Source organism: Nitrosospira sp. Nsp13 (assembly GCF_900101945.1).
Lineage (GTDB): Bacteria > Pseudomonadota > Gammaproteobacteria > Burkholderiales > Nitrosomonadaceae > Nitrosospira > Nitrosospira multiformis_D.
Window position 1 is genome coordinate 178,574 of sequence record NZ_FMVD01000004.1, and the last position, 18,162, is coordinate 196,735.

Sequence of the window (18,162 nt, forward strand, 5' to 3'; positions counted from 1 at the left end):
TTCGGCACGGTGGGTATCTGGGCGATTGCGGCAATCCTGGCGAGTCACCGGGACAGGATTGCGCAGAGCGATTCGTCGATCCATTTTTTCCGCATCTGCATCTTTGTACCATGCGACTGCTTTAGTCCGCATGCTCTCTAAACACCCGGCATGTCGTTCCGCTGTCATAAGCTCGACATACCGTTATGAGATAGTTGCGGTGTCTATCTTCTCCTTGATAGATATCTTGGGTGTCTATCCGAAAAATGGACACGCCAGCCCGGCCCAGTAGAAGTAATTCTGCGCCGGGTTTTTTTATTTGATGCTCATCTGTTATTGCGCAGGGCAAACCTAAATCCGGCAGCTGTCCGCTCATTCACTAGGTTGCCAATGATCAGTATCAATATTTTGCGCTATTTGCCCTCATATTCTGGATAAACCCCCATCCAGCTGCCGGATTTAGGAAAAAGGCCGATTAGCTCAACAATCCGTATCGATTCATTTCCATCAGACAATTCAGCTTCCTGAATAGTGTTATTCAGAATGAATTCGGAATCCGTTTCTCAATGGCCCGGCTGGTCTTCTAATATTTGTGCATCATGCACTTATCGGTTTCTGCAGGTAACGGACGAGGGCAAGCACATGGTCATAGCAATAATTGCCCCTCAGCCTCGTAATTATTAGCCAGGCTTTAAAAACAATTACCTTGATAGACGATATAAGCGATCGTCATTATTATTTTACATGCATAAAGAAGCCTGCGAGCTGCAGGCTTTCAGCATCGGTGTTTCAATTAAACTTAACGTCTTCGTAAACACTACGCAATGTTGCCGTGTGAAACTTCTGCAAAGCAATCTTCAAAAAAAGATTCATTACATAACAACGTAAAGGGGATGACATCCGAATTTAATTAATAATTTACGCTCTGGGAGGTGCATCATCATGAGAATTGATGGGAAGAAAGAAATTGAAGAGGGCATGAGGGTATCACCCCCAGCGATACAGCTCGATCTAAACAGAAAGAGCGGTTACCTGTACGTTAAAGTCGCGATGTTAGCGGCGCTAGCGACGAGTTTTGTGGCTTTCCCATCCGAGGCGCTTGCCCTGAACGGTCTGGGGCACCCCGAGATGAGACCTCGGTGGACTATCGATGACACCAAATGGTTCACCCTCGGCGCTGGTTTTCGCGGTTCGGGTGTGTGGGTGGAAAATAAGGATGCCGGTAACTTTCAAGATAACTTCAGCATCGACAATGCGCGTGTCTTTCTCAACGGGCAGATCCATAAATATATCAAGTTCGAAAGCTATACCGAGTGTATTTTCTGCAATAACACCGGCCCGGGGGACAATCCCAAGATGTCCTACAATATTCTCGCCGCGATCGGAAAAGTCGAGATCAACCGTTATGTCAATATTTGGGGCGGACGCATGCAGATACCGACAGAACGGGGAGAGTTAAGCGGTCCTTTTCACCAGGCGACTCATGACGCCTTCAAGACGCCTTTTTTTCCGCAGGATTTCAGCACTAAATTTGGTAGCGGGGGTGCGGGCCGCTATGGCCACGATGACGGTGGCACTTTCTGGGGTAGTGTTGAGCCAGGTTTCATCAAAGGTACGCTGGGTTATGCCGGAGGCGTATATAGAGGACTCCAGTCATCTACTCCCATGCACATGGGACCCAATCAGGGTAATAGCGTTGCGTTGGCCGGACGCCTTACTTACAATTTTTTGAATCCGGAAAAGAATCCGGGCTATTACAACCGCAGTACTTACTTTGGTAAAGCCGGAGACATTCTCGCGCTTGCGGTCGGTGCCTCGTATCAAAAAGACGGTGCCGGCTCATTCGCACATCGCAGTAATTTCCTTGGTCTTGTCGGCGATATCCTGTTTGAAAAAGCTCTGCCTAAAAATAGGGGCGTATTCACCGTCAATGGAGAGTACAAGCAATTTTATGCAAATTATTCCCCTGCGGCCTTTGCCGATCCGGACTGCTTTTGCTTATTCGACGGAAAGTCATGGACGGTTACCGGGCTTTATCTGATACCCGTCACGGTAGGGATCGGACAATTCCAGCCTTATGGAAGATTCACCAGTATTCAGCCTGATCACAGCAGCAAGCGGGAAGAAATCGAGGCGGGTGTGAACTATATCATTGATGACTTTAATATGCGTATTGCGGCGTATTACCAGCATGGCGACCTTCGCACCAAAGGCTCGAACTACGCGCCAGATGTGGTCGGCGACAAAGTGGATGTTTTCAAATTATCATTCCAGCTGATGATGTAAAACTAGGTTAATCTGGACATAGATGTTGGCGAAATGGGAACGGGTTTTCGATCTTTAAATTCTATGGTCGGGTTACGCTGCGCTAACCCGACCTATCAGATTTGGATAGTCATGGCAGGAGGATTCCGTTTCCCTTCCTCTTTCCTGGATTCTTCCGCCGTATTTACGGTGCGCCAGGATCATTGGGAAACATGGCAGGGTTATATTTTAGGGAGATCTCAACAGGCGATTTTCCGAACTTGCTGGTATCGTTGCTGGGGCAAGGGGCGACGAGGTTAAGCGCGGTATTTTAGCAATGTGCTTGAACTTGGGAAATACGCTGAATAATGCTGGCCGCTTCCGCGTAGATTGAACTAATCGTCAAAGTTATTTCGGATATTCCGTTCAAACAGGGTCATGACGAAACCCGAAAATCATCAACGAATCGTCACCCGATTCAGCTGCGATTCAGCAGCCCATCATTTAATCGTAGTCTGATCGTTGTTAAATGTTGGGATTGGTGGGCTCTGTTACGCTTTACCCATCCTGCATAAGCCATATGCGCAAAACTGAGAATGATTCACCGGCATAATTGGCTATTTTTCACCCTGAGACTGTTGCGAAACAGGTTGATTGAGACTTTGCTCACCGGTATTGGGCTGTTGCCCAGTCCTTCGCGGTGTACAAATCTTATTGAGCAGCGTGACAGCGGAGAATCGTTTCTCCTCGCCACGACCTTTTCTTGCTTGATCATATACTTCACTAATTTTTAAAATATTCCCTTGTATGCTTGCCTTGACGGTATAAACATCAAAACCCAAATCACCGCCGAAATTAATCCAGTCGATAGGTACAGTGAATTCCACTCCCCGAAATATATGCCTGGCATTAAAACCGGCACGTAAATTATATTCTCCAGGTTCACTGAATATTCTTGACAATGCCTGGTTTTCTGGTTGCAAAGCTCCCTCATATATCAAAAGCTTATTTCCATTTTCCTTATTTATCGGAATAAGGAAAACATGAGTTTTTTCGTGCAGAACTTGCAGGAGCAAATAATTGTTGTCTTCTCCGCCAATCCATTCGCCTCTGGTTTTGACTTGAAATACCAAATGATTATCTGGGGAAATATCGGTTGTTACACGTAAAATATCAAGCTCTGGAGACAGGGATTTATCCATGGACGATATGATGGAACGGGGATCGGCTTCGATTTGCATCGCTGAGACGGGTAGATTACCGATCATCATGAGTAGTGACAGGAGCACAGGGGTCCAATTCATGACTTGAATAACTCTTTATTTTCACGGAATATTTTTGCAATATTGGCTGTGTCTTTTAACGCATCGAATATCACTCTGATTTTTCCTTCGGGGTCGATTAAAAATGCCGAGGTGCTATGATCAACTTGATAGTTGAGCTTGTTGCCGGCATTCTTCGTATAGAAAACGGCTTCCACACCAAAAGTCGCCTTAAAACGCTCCAGTTCTTCACCTCCAAAGCGTAGATAAGCAATGTTTGATCCAAAGCTTTTCGTGTAGCTGGATAAGATCGCATTCGTATCTCTATCCGGATCCACTGTTACGAATGTCCCATCCAGTTTGATCTGCTCGGCAGCGGCGGCTTTAACGAGCATGGATAAATTGGCAAGTGACATGGGGCAAACATCCTTGCAATGTGTAAATCCAAAAACTACCAGCTGCCACTGATTACTTTCGCCCGCATGCGCTTGCCTCAAATAAGAAATCGTTTCAACTTGTAGAGCCACTGGACGAGGCAGGATGACAATTGCCGCGTTGGCGTTGGCTTGAGTAAATAGCAGGAATATAATGATAGCGGCTAATAGGCGCGGTTTTTGCAAAACCCTTTGTTTCATTCGGTTTATCCTTTTTTCCAGTCCCGATGATCATCTTGTTTGCCACATTTAAGACGGCCCACCTTTGATTTCACCCGCATGATGAATCCTTAGGTAAAAATAGATGGGCCGGGCATAACGATGATTAAGAATTAACGAAGACCCCCTGCCGCAAATATGCCATGCGGTTGCACAAGGCCATCGCTAGGCCCCCATACCTTGGTAACTGTATCCGTTGCGGTATCAATTTTGATCACATACCCGGAAACCCAGCTTGCCACCAATAAGTAACGATTATCCGGAGTTGGGCTAATCGTGTGCGCAACGGTATATCCCTTGGGGAGCTCGAAACCTGGTTTGAGTCTTTTTATGAATCGTGGTTTATCGCGATTGGTTAAATCGAAAACCGAAATGAACCCATCATTCGCAAATGTATTGTCAAGCGTATCTTCTTCCGCAACATAGAGCTTGCCATTCACTACCGCAATATCGGATGCTGAACGGAGGACGCCAGCGCCATTGACATCAATGGTAGGGTCGGCAATTTTTTTAGCGAATCCTGCCAAAGTATCAAGTATCCATACACTGGGTGGGATAATTTTCTCTGTGGTTGACGGGGTTAGTGAGGTTTTATCGAACTGCATTGAGGCGGTAACCGCATATCGCTCATCCAACCAATACACGAAATGGGTTAAAGCCGCGTGCCTTTTCTCATTACCCAGCATGATCTGGCCTACCACTTCCAGTGCACCGGTTTCCCGGTTGGATTTGTATACATCAATCACACTGTTATCAAAGAAATACCCGGTTCCAAGGCCAATGGTGCCTGACCTGTTGAAATTCACGCCATGGGTCTGTTCCGTGTACCCAGGTATGACAATGGGGTCTACACTTGCGAATTGATTCGTCTTGTGATTGATCACACGTACTCTGTCCGAAGTAAACTCCGTGAAATAAAGGAAATCCGAATAAGGTAATAGCGTGGGACCATGAATCTGGGTTCCCCTGCCTATCATCCAGTTAGGAATGGCCTGGACGCCATTAACCGGTTTGACGAACGGGAGCTCCGAAGGCGTGTTTGGGGTATCGACCGGCAACAATGCGTCCACTGTTAGCGAAGCTGAACCCGCATCCCAATTAATACTGTTAACACTCAGGGCGATAATGTAGGAAGGATGATCTGGCGTATTATCGGACGTTATAAAGATTTTATTCCCTTCCGGCATAATCACTGTATGCTGCAGAGGAAGATCTCCTGGCCAGCCAGGGATACTAAGCGGATCCACTATTATTAGCTTGTCATTCTCGTAGTTAAAGAGATAAATCATGCGGGTGTGATAATCGATGGAGGTTGCCACAGGCTGCAGATAATTGTTATAAACATTTGGAGATTGCCAAATTGGCAGTGGCTTCGGAGGATATTGATAAGCTGACAGCGGCGAAGTCTCATCTATTGCACTGACAGTGCCGGCCGACAGCGTAAGCGCGCATATGGCCGCTAATGGAACCAGGCGAGATAGTCTCTTCATTAAAATCATTAGAAATCCCTCTTGCACGATATTGGTAATAAAATTCTTAATACACTGGAATCACCATATTCCAATCGTTTAAGAAAACCGAATTGAAGAACATGCTACTTTTGATTTAAAGCAACCTTTGATTGACCTGATGTATCACGATCGATCGCAGGCTCAATACAGGTACTCCACTTCAACCCGCGCCAGGGGGTGGGACATTATTCATAATGCTTAGTCGGTTTACCCCACCGCATGCGGTGGGGTATCTGACCCAAGAAATTAAAGCCCTTCCCCTTGTGTATGCGTACGCATGTTGACACTATAGGAGTCTGCCCTGGCTCCGGTGGAATGGTCCTTCGCACTCGGGACTATTGCCTGGCCACCATACGTCAAGTCTCCTTTTATCTTCCGTGTTTCCTCCAATTTCAGGTGCTCATGTCCTGCATAGGAATCCGCCCTGGCTTCGACTGAATAGTCCTTCATACCCGGGGCTATTGCCTGACCGCCATATGTCAAGTCTCCTCTTATCTTCCGTGTTTCCTCCAATTTCACGTGCTCAAGCCCTGCATAGAAATCCGCCCTGGCTTCGACTGAATGGTCCTTTATACCCGGGACTATTTCCTGACCACCATACGTCAAGTCCCCTTTTATCTTCCGTGTTTCCTCCAATTTCACGTGTTCATATCCTGCCTGTGCCGCGGTAATAGTCAGAAAGCTGAGCGTACCAGCGGTTAAAAATGCTCTATATGAAATATTCATGAAACCTCCTCTATATAACGTAGAAATTGAATACACCAAATATCGATTTGAATACTTGGTTACGACTACCTAATTGTCATATTATGTGGCTGCTAAATTACCAGAGCTATTGTTGAAAACTCCTGAAACCGCCAGTCCGTATGCATATAGGGCTGTACGCTCTGTTATGACAGGAATTTCGACTTCGCTCTGCCGGTTCTTGCTTTGATTTTTTTATTCGTACTGCTTTCAGTACGTCGATACGCCTTACCCAGAACAGGGATTACTTAGGCGCAATTGAGTCTTCTTTGAGAAACCTGTCCGATGGAGGTTTATGTGGTTGAGACTTTATTGAACTCAGTTTAAATTCTGGCCGCTTGACCGACCGGAGCATTTAAACATGTAGCAATCATGGCATAATCATATGACGACAATATGAAACCAATTAAATTACGCCAAATTAAATTATCTTTGGCAAAGTCGCGCCAACAGCAATTCTTAGATTGATACGATTTCCACCTGCTGGTGACAAAGGTGCATAATCGATAAAACCATACTATGCTTCTTAATAACTTCAAAGATTGGTAGAACGCTATGGACCCTTTCTCTCACATACCCATCCGCGTCTTGCTGGTCGACAGCCGTCAGATTGTTCTATGGGGATTGGAGAAACTCATAAACAGCGAGTCTCCGCGCATGGAAACCGTCGGCAAGGCGAGCAATGGCACGGACGCCAGGCGGCTGGCCAGAGAGAGTCAACCCAATATTGTTTTACTCGACCTGGAACTTGGCGGAGAAAGGGGCGTGGACCTTATTCCCGATTTGTTGAAGATGGGAAATTTTCACATCATTGTCTTTACCGAAATTCACGATCCCACCACCATCGACGTGGCTATATTTAATGGCGCCCGAGGCGTGGTATATAAAGAAGAGCCTACGCCAACTATCCTAAAGGCTATTCAGAAGGTTCACGATGGCGAGCTGTGGCTCGATCGGAGGACGACCGGACGGGTCTTCATCAACTTTTTACGTACAGGCCAAAAGCTGCCAGTCGACCCGGTTGCGGGAAAAATCACTGCGCTTACGCGCAAAGAACGCGTGATCGTCAATGCTTTCGCGAATGAGGCGGGCGCCTCGAACAAGAAAATCGCGCACACGCTGGGTATTAGCGAACAAACCCTGCGGAATCATTTGACATCCATTTTCAGCAAGCTGGAGATCACGAACCGCTTTGATCTTTTCATGTTTGCCAAACTCCACCATCATCAGTTCAGTGTGACAGGTACCCGAACTGAGTCTCCCGCAAGCCGTTTATAACTGGCTGATTGCGGGCGGCACCCCATTTCCTCTTCAGTTCGCTTGAATACAGAACAATTGTTCTCTATAATAAGGATGATCGTTCTTTATACTTGGTTATTATGCAACCGCTCGATATCTCCTCTTATCTTGGCAAACTACAGGATTACTATGCCAGGGAAAGCGTTATCCCTTCAATAACCGCATTGTCTGCACTTTGGAACGGAAAAGCGCGTTCCTGGACACATCAGATTGTTCGGCGTTTGAAGGAAGAAGGCTTTCTTGAGAATGCGCCGGGTGGCCGGTCACGTCCCGGACCCCGTTTTTTCGAGCGAACAGTCGGACATGCGGTTCGGGCGGGAATGCCTCAACAGGCCGCCGACGTCCAACCTGAATTGCTGCGCATCGACGATTATCTTATCGAGAAACCTTCCCAGACCATCCTGTTTCCCGTCAAAGGCGATTCGATGATTGATCTGGGGATATTCGAGGGCGATATGGTGATTATCGAACGCGGCAATTCACCTTCATCCGGTCAAGTGGTATTGGCAATCGTGGATAACGAATTCACGCTCAAAATCCTGGCAAAGGATAAAAGAGGTTATTACCTCGAAGCGCGCAACCATAACCGAGCCCAGGACTACCCGCCCATCCGTCCTGAACAGGGACTGGAAATCTATGGCTTGTATGTGGGCCTCATTCGAAAAGCCCGTACTTCCGGATATCCCCTTGGTTCCAATCGTTGATTGATGAACACCCTTAGCCATGCCAACGCTTGCTTCTCCATCCTTACCCTTGGCACCCCTATCGCTTTTACAAATCGAAACCCGATTCCGGGACCGGATATGGCGGGGCGACCCATCAGGATCTGCCCCTGATCAGATCATTTCCAGTGGCTTCAATGAACTGGATAAAGCGTTGCCGGGGGGAGGATGGTCACTTCACGGTCTGACGGAATTGTTGTTACCAGCGGAAGGGCTGGGAGAAATAAGATTATTGAGTCCATCGCTTGAGCAAATCACCCGGAATGGCAGGCATATTCTATTGGTGAGCCCGCCTCATATTCCCTATATGCATGCGTGGGAAAATCTGAATATTGATAGCCGGCACATTGTGATGGTCAGCGTTGACAGACCGGCCGAGCGGTTATGGGTGCTCGAACAAGGCATCAAAAGTGCCGCCTTTGGGGCTGTCATCGGCTGGCTGCCCGACATAAACCAGCAAATGACGCGCAGGCTTCAAATTATTGCGCGGACTGCCGCCAGCCTGGTTTTTTTATTCAGGCCGGCGAGCGCACAATTTGAACCCTCCGCAGCCTCGCTAAGAATATTGCTCGGTTCAGTACGACAACATATGCTTTCCGTGCGCTTGCTGAAGCGCAGGGGTACCCCGACTGACTTGCCCATTTTCATCACCCTGCCCGCCAGGCCTTTCCCCCGCTTCATGACTTCCTCAGCAACCTTAGCTCATGCGTGAATGCAATGTTGTGGATCGCCCTCCATTGCCCGACACTATCGCTTGACTGGATCGAGCGCCGATTTCCTGCGGCATTGATTCCCGCAATGGCGGCAACGATTCGCAAGGGAAATCAGGTTTACATCCGGCAAGCCAATAAGCCGGCACAACGGTGGGGAGTTGCGGCGCACCAGCCTCTGGCCAGCGCATTGTCTCTTTTTCCCGGTCTGGTAGTGGTGGAACATGACCCGCATGAAGAAATGAAAGCATTGCGGGAAGCTGCGTATGCCGCGTTTCGTTTCACGCCCCATATTGTCATGCAAGGCAGCGGCCTGATCGCTGAAGTTTCCGCAAGCTTGAAGCTATTTGGCGGCTTGAAAAAATTATGCCAGCTGCTCAGCCAGGCAGTGGCCGCGCAAGGCTTGCAACTCTGCGTGGGGATTGCCCCCACTGCCAAGGGGGCATGGCTGCTTGCGCAATCCGCCCCGCTGAAAACCGTCATCAATGGCGCGGGCTCCAGGTTCCGATCGTTGCTGGATTCCCTGCCCATTTATTTACTGGAATCGGCTCAGCCTTATCTGGAAGTCATTCGCGGCATAGGCTGCAGGACATTGGCTGATTTACGGCGACTGCCTCGCAGCGGCCTGGCACGCCGGTTTGGTCCAGATTTGCTGACAGAACTGGATCGTGCCTGCGGCGACTCGCCAGATCCGCAGCAGTGGCTTGAGGTACCGGAATATTTTCAACAAAAAACGGAATTAATGGCACAGGTTGAAAGTGTCGAGTTGATATGGGTGCCGATGCAGCGAATGATCGGGCAAATGTGCGGCTGGCTGTCTTTGCGTCATGCCGCAGTCCTGGAATTCTCATTCATCTTGCATCACGAATATTCACTGCGGCAACCGCACAAATCCACGCCACTCCACATAAAACTTTCCGAACAAAGCGACGACGCGGAACACCTGAGGCTCTTGTTGCGTGAACGGCTGGAGCGCATGGAAATAGTGGCCCCGGTTTGCGGATTGGAGCTGATAGCGGATCAGATAACGGCAGGAACAAATCCTAATCTGGAGCTGTTCCCAACCTCGCAATCGGAAGCAACCTCACTGAACCGGTTTATCGAAAAAGTTTCTTCCCGCCTCGGGCCGCAAGCCATTACCGGTTTGAATGTTATCTCTGACCATCGGCCGGAATACAGCCAAAGGTTTCGGCCTTTGGAAATGAGCAAGGAGAGTCACGCTTCATGCCGGAAAGCAACTCCATCGGCATCGACGTATCCCTTGACTCGTCCGGCATGGCTGATGAAAGTCCCACTGGAACTGAAGGTGCAACGCGATCAGCCGGTCTATGGTTCGCCATTGACATTGATTGCGGGACCGGAGCGAATCGAAGCAGGCTGGTGGGATGATGCGCCGATCACCCGCGATTATTTTATTGCGGAAAATGCGCTCGGCCAATTGTTATGGATTTACCGCGAACATCCGGCAGAGAGAAATAAAGGCTGGTATTTGCAGGGGCTCTTTGGATAAATCATGGCCCCTTCTGCTCCTGACTACGCTGAACTGCATTGCTGCTCCAGCTTCAGCTTCCTGAAAGGCGCATCCTTTCCGGAAGAGCTGGTGGAGCAGGCGGCGGAGCTAAGCTATAGCGCACTGGCCATAACGGATGAATGCTCCATGGCCGGCGTGGTGAGAGCGCACGCGGAGGCGAAGAAAACCGGCCTGCATCTTTTGATCGGCAGCCAGTTCATCCTGGAAGATGGGTTACGACTGGTCTGCCTCGCGATGAATCGGAATGGCTACGGCAACCTGTGCGAATTGATAACACTGGCAAGGCAACGTGCCGAGAAAGGGACTTACCGTATAAGCCGCGAGGATCTTGAAAGCTGTCACGACGCGCCGCACCTGGCTCTCCTGCAGGATTGCCTGGTCTTATTAGTCCCTGGCCGGGCTCAGAAGAGCAGATCCCTCATACATGACATGCGCTGGATGCTGTCGCTATTTCCAGAACGCTGCTGGACTGCTGTCGAATTATTGCTGCACGCAGACGAAAATCTGTTGTTTGAGAGAGTCCGGCAAGCTGCAAAAATTACGGGAATGCCGCTTGTGGCGGCTGGCGATGTCACCATGCATGACCCTTCCCACAAGCCCCTGCAAGATACGATGACCGCCATCCGTCTCGGCAAGCCGTTGTGCGAATGCGGCTATGCGCTACAACCCAATGCTGAACAGCATTTACGCAAGAGGGAACGGTTGAATCAGCTCTATCCGCCGGAATTCCTGCAAGAGACCATCGCAGTGGCAAAACGCTGCACTTTTTCGCTGGATGAGCTGCGCTATGAGTATCCCGAGGAATTAACAGGTACGGATGCCAGGGCGGATGAAACGTATGCGGATTATCTGCGGCGAATGGTCGAGGAGGGCATGGCAAGACGTTTTCCCAACGGTACTTCGATCAAGGTCGAAAAGCAGATCGAGCAGGAGTTGCAATTGATCGCCGAGCTTGAGTATGAACCCTACTTTTTAACGGTGTACGATATCGTAAGGTTCGCCCGGTCGGAGGGCATTCTTTGCCAGGGGCGCGGCTCGGCAGCCAATTCCGCGGTCTGCTATTGCCTGGGTATTACCGAGATCGATCCGGAACGCAGCAATTTGCTGTTCGAGCGGTTTATCTCCAGGGAACGCAATGAGCCGCCCGATATCGATGTCGATTTCGAACACCACCGTCGGGAAGAAGTTATCCAGTATATCTACCGGAAATATGGCCGGGATCGTGCCGCCATCGCGGCCACGGTCATCACCTACCGCACTCGTTCGGCGGTCCAGGATATCGGCAAGGCGCTGGGGCTTGATCTCGAACGTATCAAACGCCTATCCAATTCTTTGGCCTGGTGGGATAAAGCCTCGGACATTCGCAATCGCCTGGCCGAAAATGGCTTCGATCCCGACAGCCCGGTTATCCAGAAGCTGATGCAATTGATTCCAGTCCTATACGGGTTTCCACGTCATTTGTCCCAGCATGTAGGCGGTTTCGTCATCTCGCGCGACAAGCTGTGCCGCATCGTGCCTATCGAAAACGCCGCCATGCCGGATCGCCGTATCATCCAGTGGGACAAGGACGACCTTGCAGCGGTAGGGCTGATGAAAATCGATGTGCTTGCGCTGGGCATGTTATCCGCGATTCGCCGCACGCTTGATCTGGTTTCCGCCCGGCGAGGCAGCCCATTCCGGATGCAGGATATCCCGAAAGAGGATAAAAAAACCTACGACATGATCTGCAAAGCCGACACCATCGGCGTCTTCCAGATCGAATCCCGCGCGCAGATGTCGATGTTGCCACGCCTGAGGCCACGAGAATTTTACGATCTGGTGATAGAAGTTGCCATCGTCCGTCCAGGGCCGATCCAGGGCGGCATGGTGCATCCTTATCTGCGCCGCCGCCAAGGACTGGAGCCCGTGAGTTATCCAAGCGATGAAATCAAAACCGCCTTGGAGCGAACACTCGGCGTCCCCATCTTCCAGGAACAAGTCATGCAAATAGCCATGCTTGCCGCCGGCTTCAGCCCAGGCGAAGCGGACCAGTTGCGCCGCTCCATGGCCGCCTGGAAAAGAAAAGGCGGACTCGGTTCCTTCCATGCACGGCTAATCAACGGCATGGTCAGCCGGGGTTATGACCATGAATTTGCCGAGCGAATCTTCCGGCAAATCGAGGGTTTCGGCGAATACGGGTTTCCGGAATCCCACGCCGCCAGCTTTGCGCTACTGGTTTACGTATCATCCTGGCTTAAATGCCACGAGCCCGCCGCATTCCTGTGTGCGATGCTCAACAGCTTGCCGATGGGTTTTTATGGCGCTTCGCAATTGATCCAGGATGCGCAACAGCATGGCGTTCAAATCAGGCCGGTGGACGTGACAATCAGTAAGTGGGATTGCACGCTTGAACAGATGACCAAGGCTTCTAGACCCGTCCCACCCAATGTGCAGCTAGGCTTGAACAGGGTGAAAGGAATCGGCTTGAAAGCCGCCACACGTATCGTTGCGACAAGAGAAACGGCTTCTTTTGAAAGCACGGCCGATCTGGCGAACCGCGCCTCTCTGAATACTACTGAAATACGCGCTCTCGCCAGCGCCGATGCATTACGCGCCTTGGCAGGCCACCGGCGCGAAGCCCTATGGGCAGCCGCCTCCCATATCAGACAATCAGACCTGATGCGGGATGCTCCGGTAAAGGAGACACTGCCCACCATTGCTGCTGCGCCTGAAGGAGAGGAAATTGTTTCTGATTACGCCAGCATGGAACTCACCCTGCGCAGGCATCCACTTGCGTTGCTGCGGCCAAAACTGGCCAGAATGAATTTGCGCTCGGCAATTGAGCTGGATAATTACCCGACCGGGCGATTGGTGCGGACGACCGGTATCGTGACATGCCGGCAACGCCCTGGAACTGCAAGCGGCGTCGTATTCGTAACGCTGGAAGATGAGACCGGGATAATAAATGTGGTGGTGTGGAACCTGCTCGTCCTGAAACAACGCCGCGAGCTATTGAACTCAAGGCTTTTGACGGTGTATGGGGTGTGGCAACGCGAGGGTGAAGTTAAACATCTAATCGCCAAGCGGCTGGTAGACCATAGTCATTTACTGGGTAACCTGAGGGCGGAAAGCCGGGATTTTCATTAAGCTAAGGATATATATGTTTCTCCATGAAGAGGATTTTCCTTTCTGTTTAATGTTTGATCAAAATTTCAGTCTTCGCATAACTCGATGCGTTAAATAGAGAAGTCCACTCTCATTGCCTTACGCCGGCCGCCCGTTTTTCTATAGCCTCAACAAAACTCCTATCGTGCTCCCCCGTGACCAAATAAGCAAAAATGGAGCGTAATGAGCTTCGAAGATGATAGAAATCATCAATCATCAAGGGCGCATATGGAAACTCGCCGAATCGACTAGAGGGATGAAGGGTCATTACACGCTGGTCGTAAAATTCTTGAAAATACCTCTCCAATGGAGCTTCAAAACCTAAATATTTGTCAAAATGATCGTGCAACCATTTTGCAGCATCTTTGGCATTAGGATTTTTCGCCCCTTCTGCGGTTAGTCGTTTGAGTATCAAACGGAATGAGGCCTCAAGCGCAATAAAGCAGGTAATAGTTGCTTCTTCAAAAAACTCCGAATATCTCGATAGCATGTCTGACTTTAGCAGCGCACTAAGCCCCCTTAACAAGAGATTGTCGTTTGGTGCAATGTTTTGCCAGATTGACGATTGACGAGATAAATCAACATGATCCTCTTCCACCAAAGAGTAACGATGTGTAAGACATTCTTGCAGCGCTGCGACTTGATACCCCCAATTGGGTCCGTTTATGCCCTGTATCACTAAGTTGCGAATAGCTTCGGCAGTAGAGTCCTTCATAAGGTCGAGATTCTTCCGATTAATGACAGGTGAGTAATAATGGACGGGATAAAAAATAAGCTGTTGCTCGTCCCAGAGTTCACACAGAAAAATAGACCCAATAAAGCGGAGTTCCTCAAGGGTAAGCCAGTCCATTTCAGAATATGGCACGTTCGCGTTGACCGGTATCCCTCGCATGCTTAGTGTTACGCAAAAGACAATCTGCTCGTCCGCCCAGAACAGTCCCTCAGGTTGAGAAATGCGAGCACGGGGATATCGGCCTCTAGGGTGAAAAACCCGAACCTTGTACCGCGGCTCATTGAGAGCCGCCATAAGCTCTTTTCCCTGAAGATAGCGAAAGTATGGGCGCCGAAACATGCGTCAGATATTGCCTAGCGTCTAAATTAAGGATCGCATTTCAGCAGGTCCCACTTAAATGATTAGTTAGCGAATTGAACAAATGCCGCAAATTGTTCTAAAGTCTCTCAACATCGTTGCCAATTAATCCATTTAGGATGAGAGTCTTGAAAGTCACAATCAGTTTTGGTGGTAGTAGTTTCGAATTAATGGAATGAGGTCAAAGTCCCAGTTCCTTCCAGATCTCATCCACCCGTGCTTTCACCACCGCATTCATCACAATGGGCGTACCCCATTCCCGATTAGTCTCTCCCGGCCATTTATTGGTGGCGTCCAGTCCCATTTTCCCGCCCAAGCCGGAGATTGGACTGGCGAAATCGAGATAATCGATCGGCGTATTTTCCACGATCAGTGTGTCACGCGCGGGGTCGACGCGCGTGGTAATGGCCCAGATGACTTCCTTCCAGTCGCGGATATTCACATCGTCGTCGGTGACGATGATGAATTTGGTATACATGAACTGCCGCAAAAAACTCCACACGCCAAACATGACGCGCTTGGCATGACCGGCGTACTGCTTTTTCATGCTTACCACCGCCATGCGATAGGAACAGCCCTCAGGAGGCAGATAAAAATCGACGATTTCCGTGAACTGCTTTTGCAGCAGTGGCACGAATACCTCATTCAGCGCCACGCCGAGTATGGCCGGTTCATCCGGCGGCTTGCCCGTGTAGGTGGAATGATAGATCGGGTCGCGCCGCATGGTGATGCGCTCGACCGTGAATACCGGGAAAGTCTCTTGCTCGTTGTAATAGCCGGTGTGATCGCCGAAGGGGCCTTCAAGCGCTGTTTCGCCGGGATGGATATAGCCTTCCAGCACGATTTCCGCGCTGGCCGGGACCTGCAAATCATGACTCAGGCATTTGACGATTTCGGTCTTCGCGCCGCGCAGCAACCCGGCAAATTGGTATTCGCTCAAGCTATCCGGCACCGGTGTCACGGCGCCGAGTATGGTTGCCGGATCGGCCCCCAGCGCAACTGCCAGCGGGTAGGGCTGCCCCGGATTGGCCAGACAAAAATCGCGAAAATCCAGCGCGCCGCCACGATGGGCGAGCCAGCGCATGATGGCCTTATTGGGCGCGATCACCTGTTGCCGGTAAATACCCAGATTCTGCCGCGTCTTGTGCGGACCTCGGGTGACGGTCAGCCCCCATGTGATCAGCGGACCCGCATCACCCGGCCAACAGGTCTGGATCGGCAGTCTGCCGAGATCCACGTCTTTTCCTTCCCATACAATGTCCTGGCAAGGCGCGCGGGAAAGCTCCTTCGGTGCCATGTTGAGTACCTGCTTCAGCACGGGAAATTTTTCCCACGCATCTCTCAAGCCTTTGGGCGGATCGGGTTCTTTCAGATAGGCAAGAAGTTTCCCTACTTCGCGCAGCGCTTCCACCGACTCCTGCCCCATGCCCATCGCCACGCGCCGCGGCGTACCGAACAAATTCCCCAGCACGGGAATGGTATGACCCTTGGGTTTCTCAAACAGAATTGCCGGACCGCCTGCTTTCAATACCCGGTCGCAGATTTCGGTCATCTCCAGATGGGGATCGATCTCCGCCGTGATGCGTTTCAGTTCGCCCTGGCTTTCCAGTTGGGCGATAAAATCTCGCAGATCCTTGTATTTCATGGGAGATTGCCTATCAGATAATCAAGCGCGATGCCGGCAAATATCGTTGCGCCGACCCAGTTGTTGTGCAGAAAAGCCTTGAAGCAGCGCCCCCGGTCACGATCGTGAATCAGGCGGTATTGATAAATCATCAGTCCCAGTGCAACCGCCAGCCCCGCATAATACATGACGCCCAGTTTCTGGATCATCCCCACGATGGTCATGATACCCAGAAAAATGGCATGGCATAGCATCACGCCGAGGACATCGAAACGGCCGAAAGTAATGGCGGAGGTCTTGATGCCGATCTTGAGATCGTCAACCTTATCCACCATCGCATACTCGGTATCGTAAGCAATCACCCAGAGAAGGTTGGCTACCATCAATATCCAGGCGATGAATGGCACCTCGCCGGTCTGCGCGGCAAATGCCATCGGGATGCCGAAGCTGAAAGCAATGCCGAGATAAGCCTGTGGCATCGCGAAGAAGCGCTTGGTGAAGGGATAGCTTGCGGCCAGAAATAGCGCGAATACCGACAGCTCGATGGTAAGGCGATTCAACGGCAGTATCAGCAAAAAAGCGCACAAGCTTAATCCCGCCGCCAGCAGCAGCGCCTCCTTCGTGCTCACTACGCGCGTGGCCAGCGGACGGTTTTTGGTGCGTTCGACATGCGCATCAAAATTGCGATCGGCATAATCATTGACGACACAACCGGCGGAGCGCATCAGCACCGTGCCCAATATGAATATCACCAGGACAGTCATGCTGGGCAGGCCATCCGCGGCAAGCCACAAGCCCCACAATGTCGGCCACAGCAGCAGCAGAATGCCGATGGGCTTATCCAGCCGCATCAGCCTCTCATAATGGCCGAGGCGTTGTGTGAGCGTCACGATGACAGCTCCAGAATGGAAGGAAGAAATACTTCGGTGACGAGTATGGATTGCCCCCGCAAGCTGAACAGGGAACGGCGCGCCCATAAGCCCAGGGGGTTTACCTGCAAATTCTGACAGGCACGGCGGAAAAGCGGATGCGCTGAATTCAACTTCCTGAATCGAAGCGGGGTGCGTTTAACCACGGGATTCGTGAACAATACGGTGCCCAGCGACCGGTTACCCAGGCCATTCAAACTGCGCCAGGCGCCGCGAAGATCTTTTCTCGCCACCACCGAATGTGCAAATACCACGGGCGTATTGCCACAATACAAATAGACCTCCCGTACCAGCGCCAGCTCGTTTCGACGCAAGTTCATCACGGCAAGCTCATCCCCGCACACCGTGGCCAACGACTGGAACACCGGTTTTACGCGAAATTCGCCGCGGCAGCGCTGTTGGATAAGTTGGGTCAAAGAGCCACGATTCTGCAACCAGCCGCGCGCACGAGGCGATAAGGAGGGAGGTGCGGGATACCATGCGGACAACTCGGCAGCGTTCATCAGGGGTAAAACTGAAAAGGGTGAATTATGCCGCATAATCCAGCGTGGCTGAATCCTTTATCCCTGAACGCGATCAGTCAGGGCCCAACTTGTATTTCTATAACGTCTTGTACGCACCCCGAAGGCTGTGCGCTTCACCTCATCCAAACGCCGATCCGGGTTGAAATCTCCCTGGAACTGACCTAAGTTTAAAGTGGCCTTTTAATCCGGGTTTGAT

Annotated in this window: 14 protein-coding genes; 6 read left to right on the forward strand and 8 right to left on the reverse strand. The window is 50.6% G+C overall.

The features are described from left to right. Nucleotides 1-921: 921 nt before the first annotated feature. On the forward strand, nt 922-2,265 hold the full coding sequence (locus tag BLO43_RS06960) for a hypothetical protein (protein ID WP_254773370.1): 1,344 nt from the start codon (nt 922-924) through the stop codon (nt 2,263-2,265). Nucleotides 2,266-2,840: 575 nt separating this feature from the next. On the opposite strand, the gene BLO43_RS06965 is transcribed toward BLO43_RS06960, so the two are convergent. From BLO43_RS06965 to BLO43_RS06980, 4 genes are all read right to left on the reverse strand, one after another. Then, nucleotides 2,841-3,425, reverse strand: a complete 585-nt coding sequence (locus tag BLO43_RS06965; RefSeq protein ID WP_175443883.1) for a DUF1292 domain-containing protein — start codon at nt 3,423-3,425, stop codon at nt 2,841-2,843. 98 nt (nt 3,426-3,523) lie between these two features. Next, the gene (locus BLO43_RS06970; protein WP_090906448.1) at nt 3,524-4,120 is read right to left on the reverse strand and encodes an SCO family protein; all 597 of its coding nucleotides are present in this window, start codon (nt 4,118-4,120) and stop codon (nt 3,524-3,526) included. Nucleotides 4,121-4,251: 131 nt separating this feature from the next. Further along, on the reverse strand, nt 4,252-5,628 hold the full coding sequence (locus BLO43_RS06975; RefSeq protein WP_254773371.1) for a hypothetical protein: 1,377 nt from the start codon (nt 5,626-5,628) through the stop codon (nt 4,252-4,254). 267 nt (nt 5,629-5,895) lie between these two features. After that, entirely contained in the window at nt 5,896-6,375 is a 480-nt protein-coding gene (locus BLO43_RS06980; protein WP_090906449.1) for a hypothetical protein, read from the reverse strand. A gap of 573 nt (nt 6,376-6,948) precedes the next feature. On the opposite strand from BLO43_RS06980, the gene BLO43_RS06985 reads away from it, so the two are divergent. The 5 genes from BLO43_RS06985 to BLO43_RS07005 all read left to right on the forward strand — a co-directional run bounded on the left by BLO43_RS06985 (nt 6,949) and on the right by BLO43_RS07005 (nt 13,781). Continuing rightward, on the forward strand, nt 6,949-7,671 hold the full coding sequence (locus tag BLO43_RS06985; protein ID WP_090906450.1) for a response regulator: 723 nt from the start codon (nt 6,949-6,951) through the stop codon (nt 7,669-7,671). Between the two features lie 101 nt (nt 7,672-7,772). Further along, nucleotides 7,773-8,396: a LexA family protein gene (locus tag BLO43_RS06990; protein ID WP_090906451.1), complete on the forward strand. Its 624-nt coding sequence runs from the start codon at nt 7,773-7,775 to the stop codon at nt 8,394-8,396. Nucleotides 8,397-8,415: 19 nt separating this feature from the next. Then, nucleotides 8,416-9,126 carry a translesion DNA synthesis-associated protein ImuA gene (imuA, locus tag BLO43_RS06995; RefSeq protein ID WP_090906452.1) on the forward strand — a complete coding sequence of 237 codons (711 nt, stop codon included), beginning with the start codon at nt 8,416-8,418 and terminating at the stop codon, nt 9,124-9,126. A 5-nt stretch (nt 9,127-9,131) separates the two neighbouring features. Beyond that, entirely contained in the window at nt 9,132-10,634 is a 1,503-nt protein-coding gene (locus tag BLO43_RS07000) for a Y-family DNA polymerase (RefSeq protein WP_090906453.1), read from the forward strand. A gap of 3 nt (nt 10,635-10,637) precedes the next feature. Next, nucleotides 10,638-13,781 carry an error-prone DNA polymerase gene (locus BLO43_RS07005; RefSeq protein ID WP_090906454.1) on the forward strand — a complete coding sequence of 1,048 codons (3,144 nt, stop codon included), beginning with the start codon at nt 10,638-10,640 and terminating at the stop codon, nt 13,779-13,781. Nucleotides 13,782-13,890: 109 nt separating this feature from the next. Here the strand turns inward: BLO43_RS07005 and BLO43_RS07010 are convergent, their stop codons facing one another. The 4 genes from BLO43_RS07010 to BLO43_RS07025 form a co-directional block, all read right to left on the reverse strand. After that, nucleotides 13,891-14,826 (reverse strand): hypothetical protein, encoded by a 936-nt coding sequence (locus BLO43_RS07010; protein WP_090906455.1) that lies wholly within the window; start codon nt 14,824-14,826, stop codon nt 13,891-13,893. A gap of 244 nt (nt 14,827-15,070) precedes the next feature. Then, a complete protein-coding gene (gene ubiD, locus BLO43_RS07015; RefSeq protein WP_090906456.1) occupies nt 15,071-16,534 on the reverse strand; it encodes a 4-hydroxy-3-polyprenylbenzoate decarboxylase in 1,464 nt (487 codons plus the stop codon). Beyond that, nucleotides 16,531-17,403: a 4-hydroxybenzoate octaprenyltransferase gene (gene ubiA / locus BLO43_RS07020; protein ID WP_090906457.1), complete on the reverse strand. Its 873-nt coding sequence runs from the start codon at nt 17,401-17,403 to the stop codon at nt 16,531-16,533. The genes ubiD and ubiA overlap by 4 nt, the downstream gene beginning before the upstream one ends. Next, complete coding sequence (locus BLO43_RS07025; protein ID WP_090906535.1) at nt 17,400-17,945, reverse strand: chorismate--pyruvate lyase family protein; 546 nt, start codon at nt 17,943-17,945, stop codon at nt 17,400-17,402. The genes ubiA and BLO43_RS07025 overlap by 4 nt, the downstream gene beginning before the upstream one ends. Between the last annotated feature and the right edge of the window lie 217 nt (nt 17,946-18,162).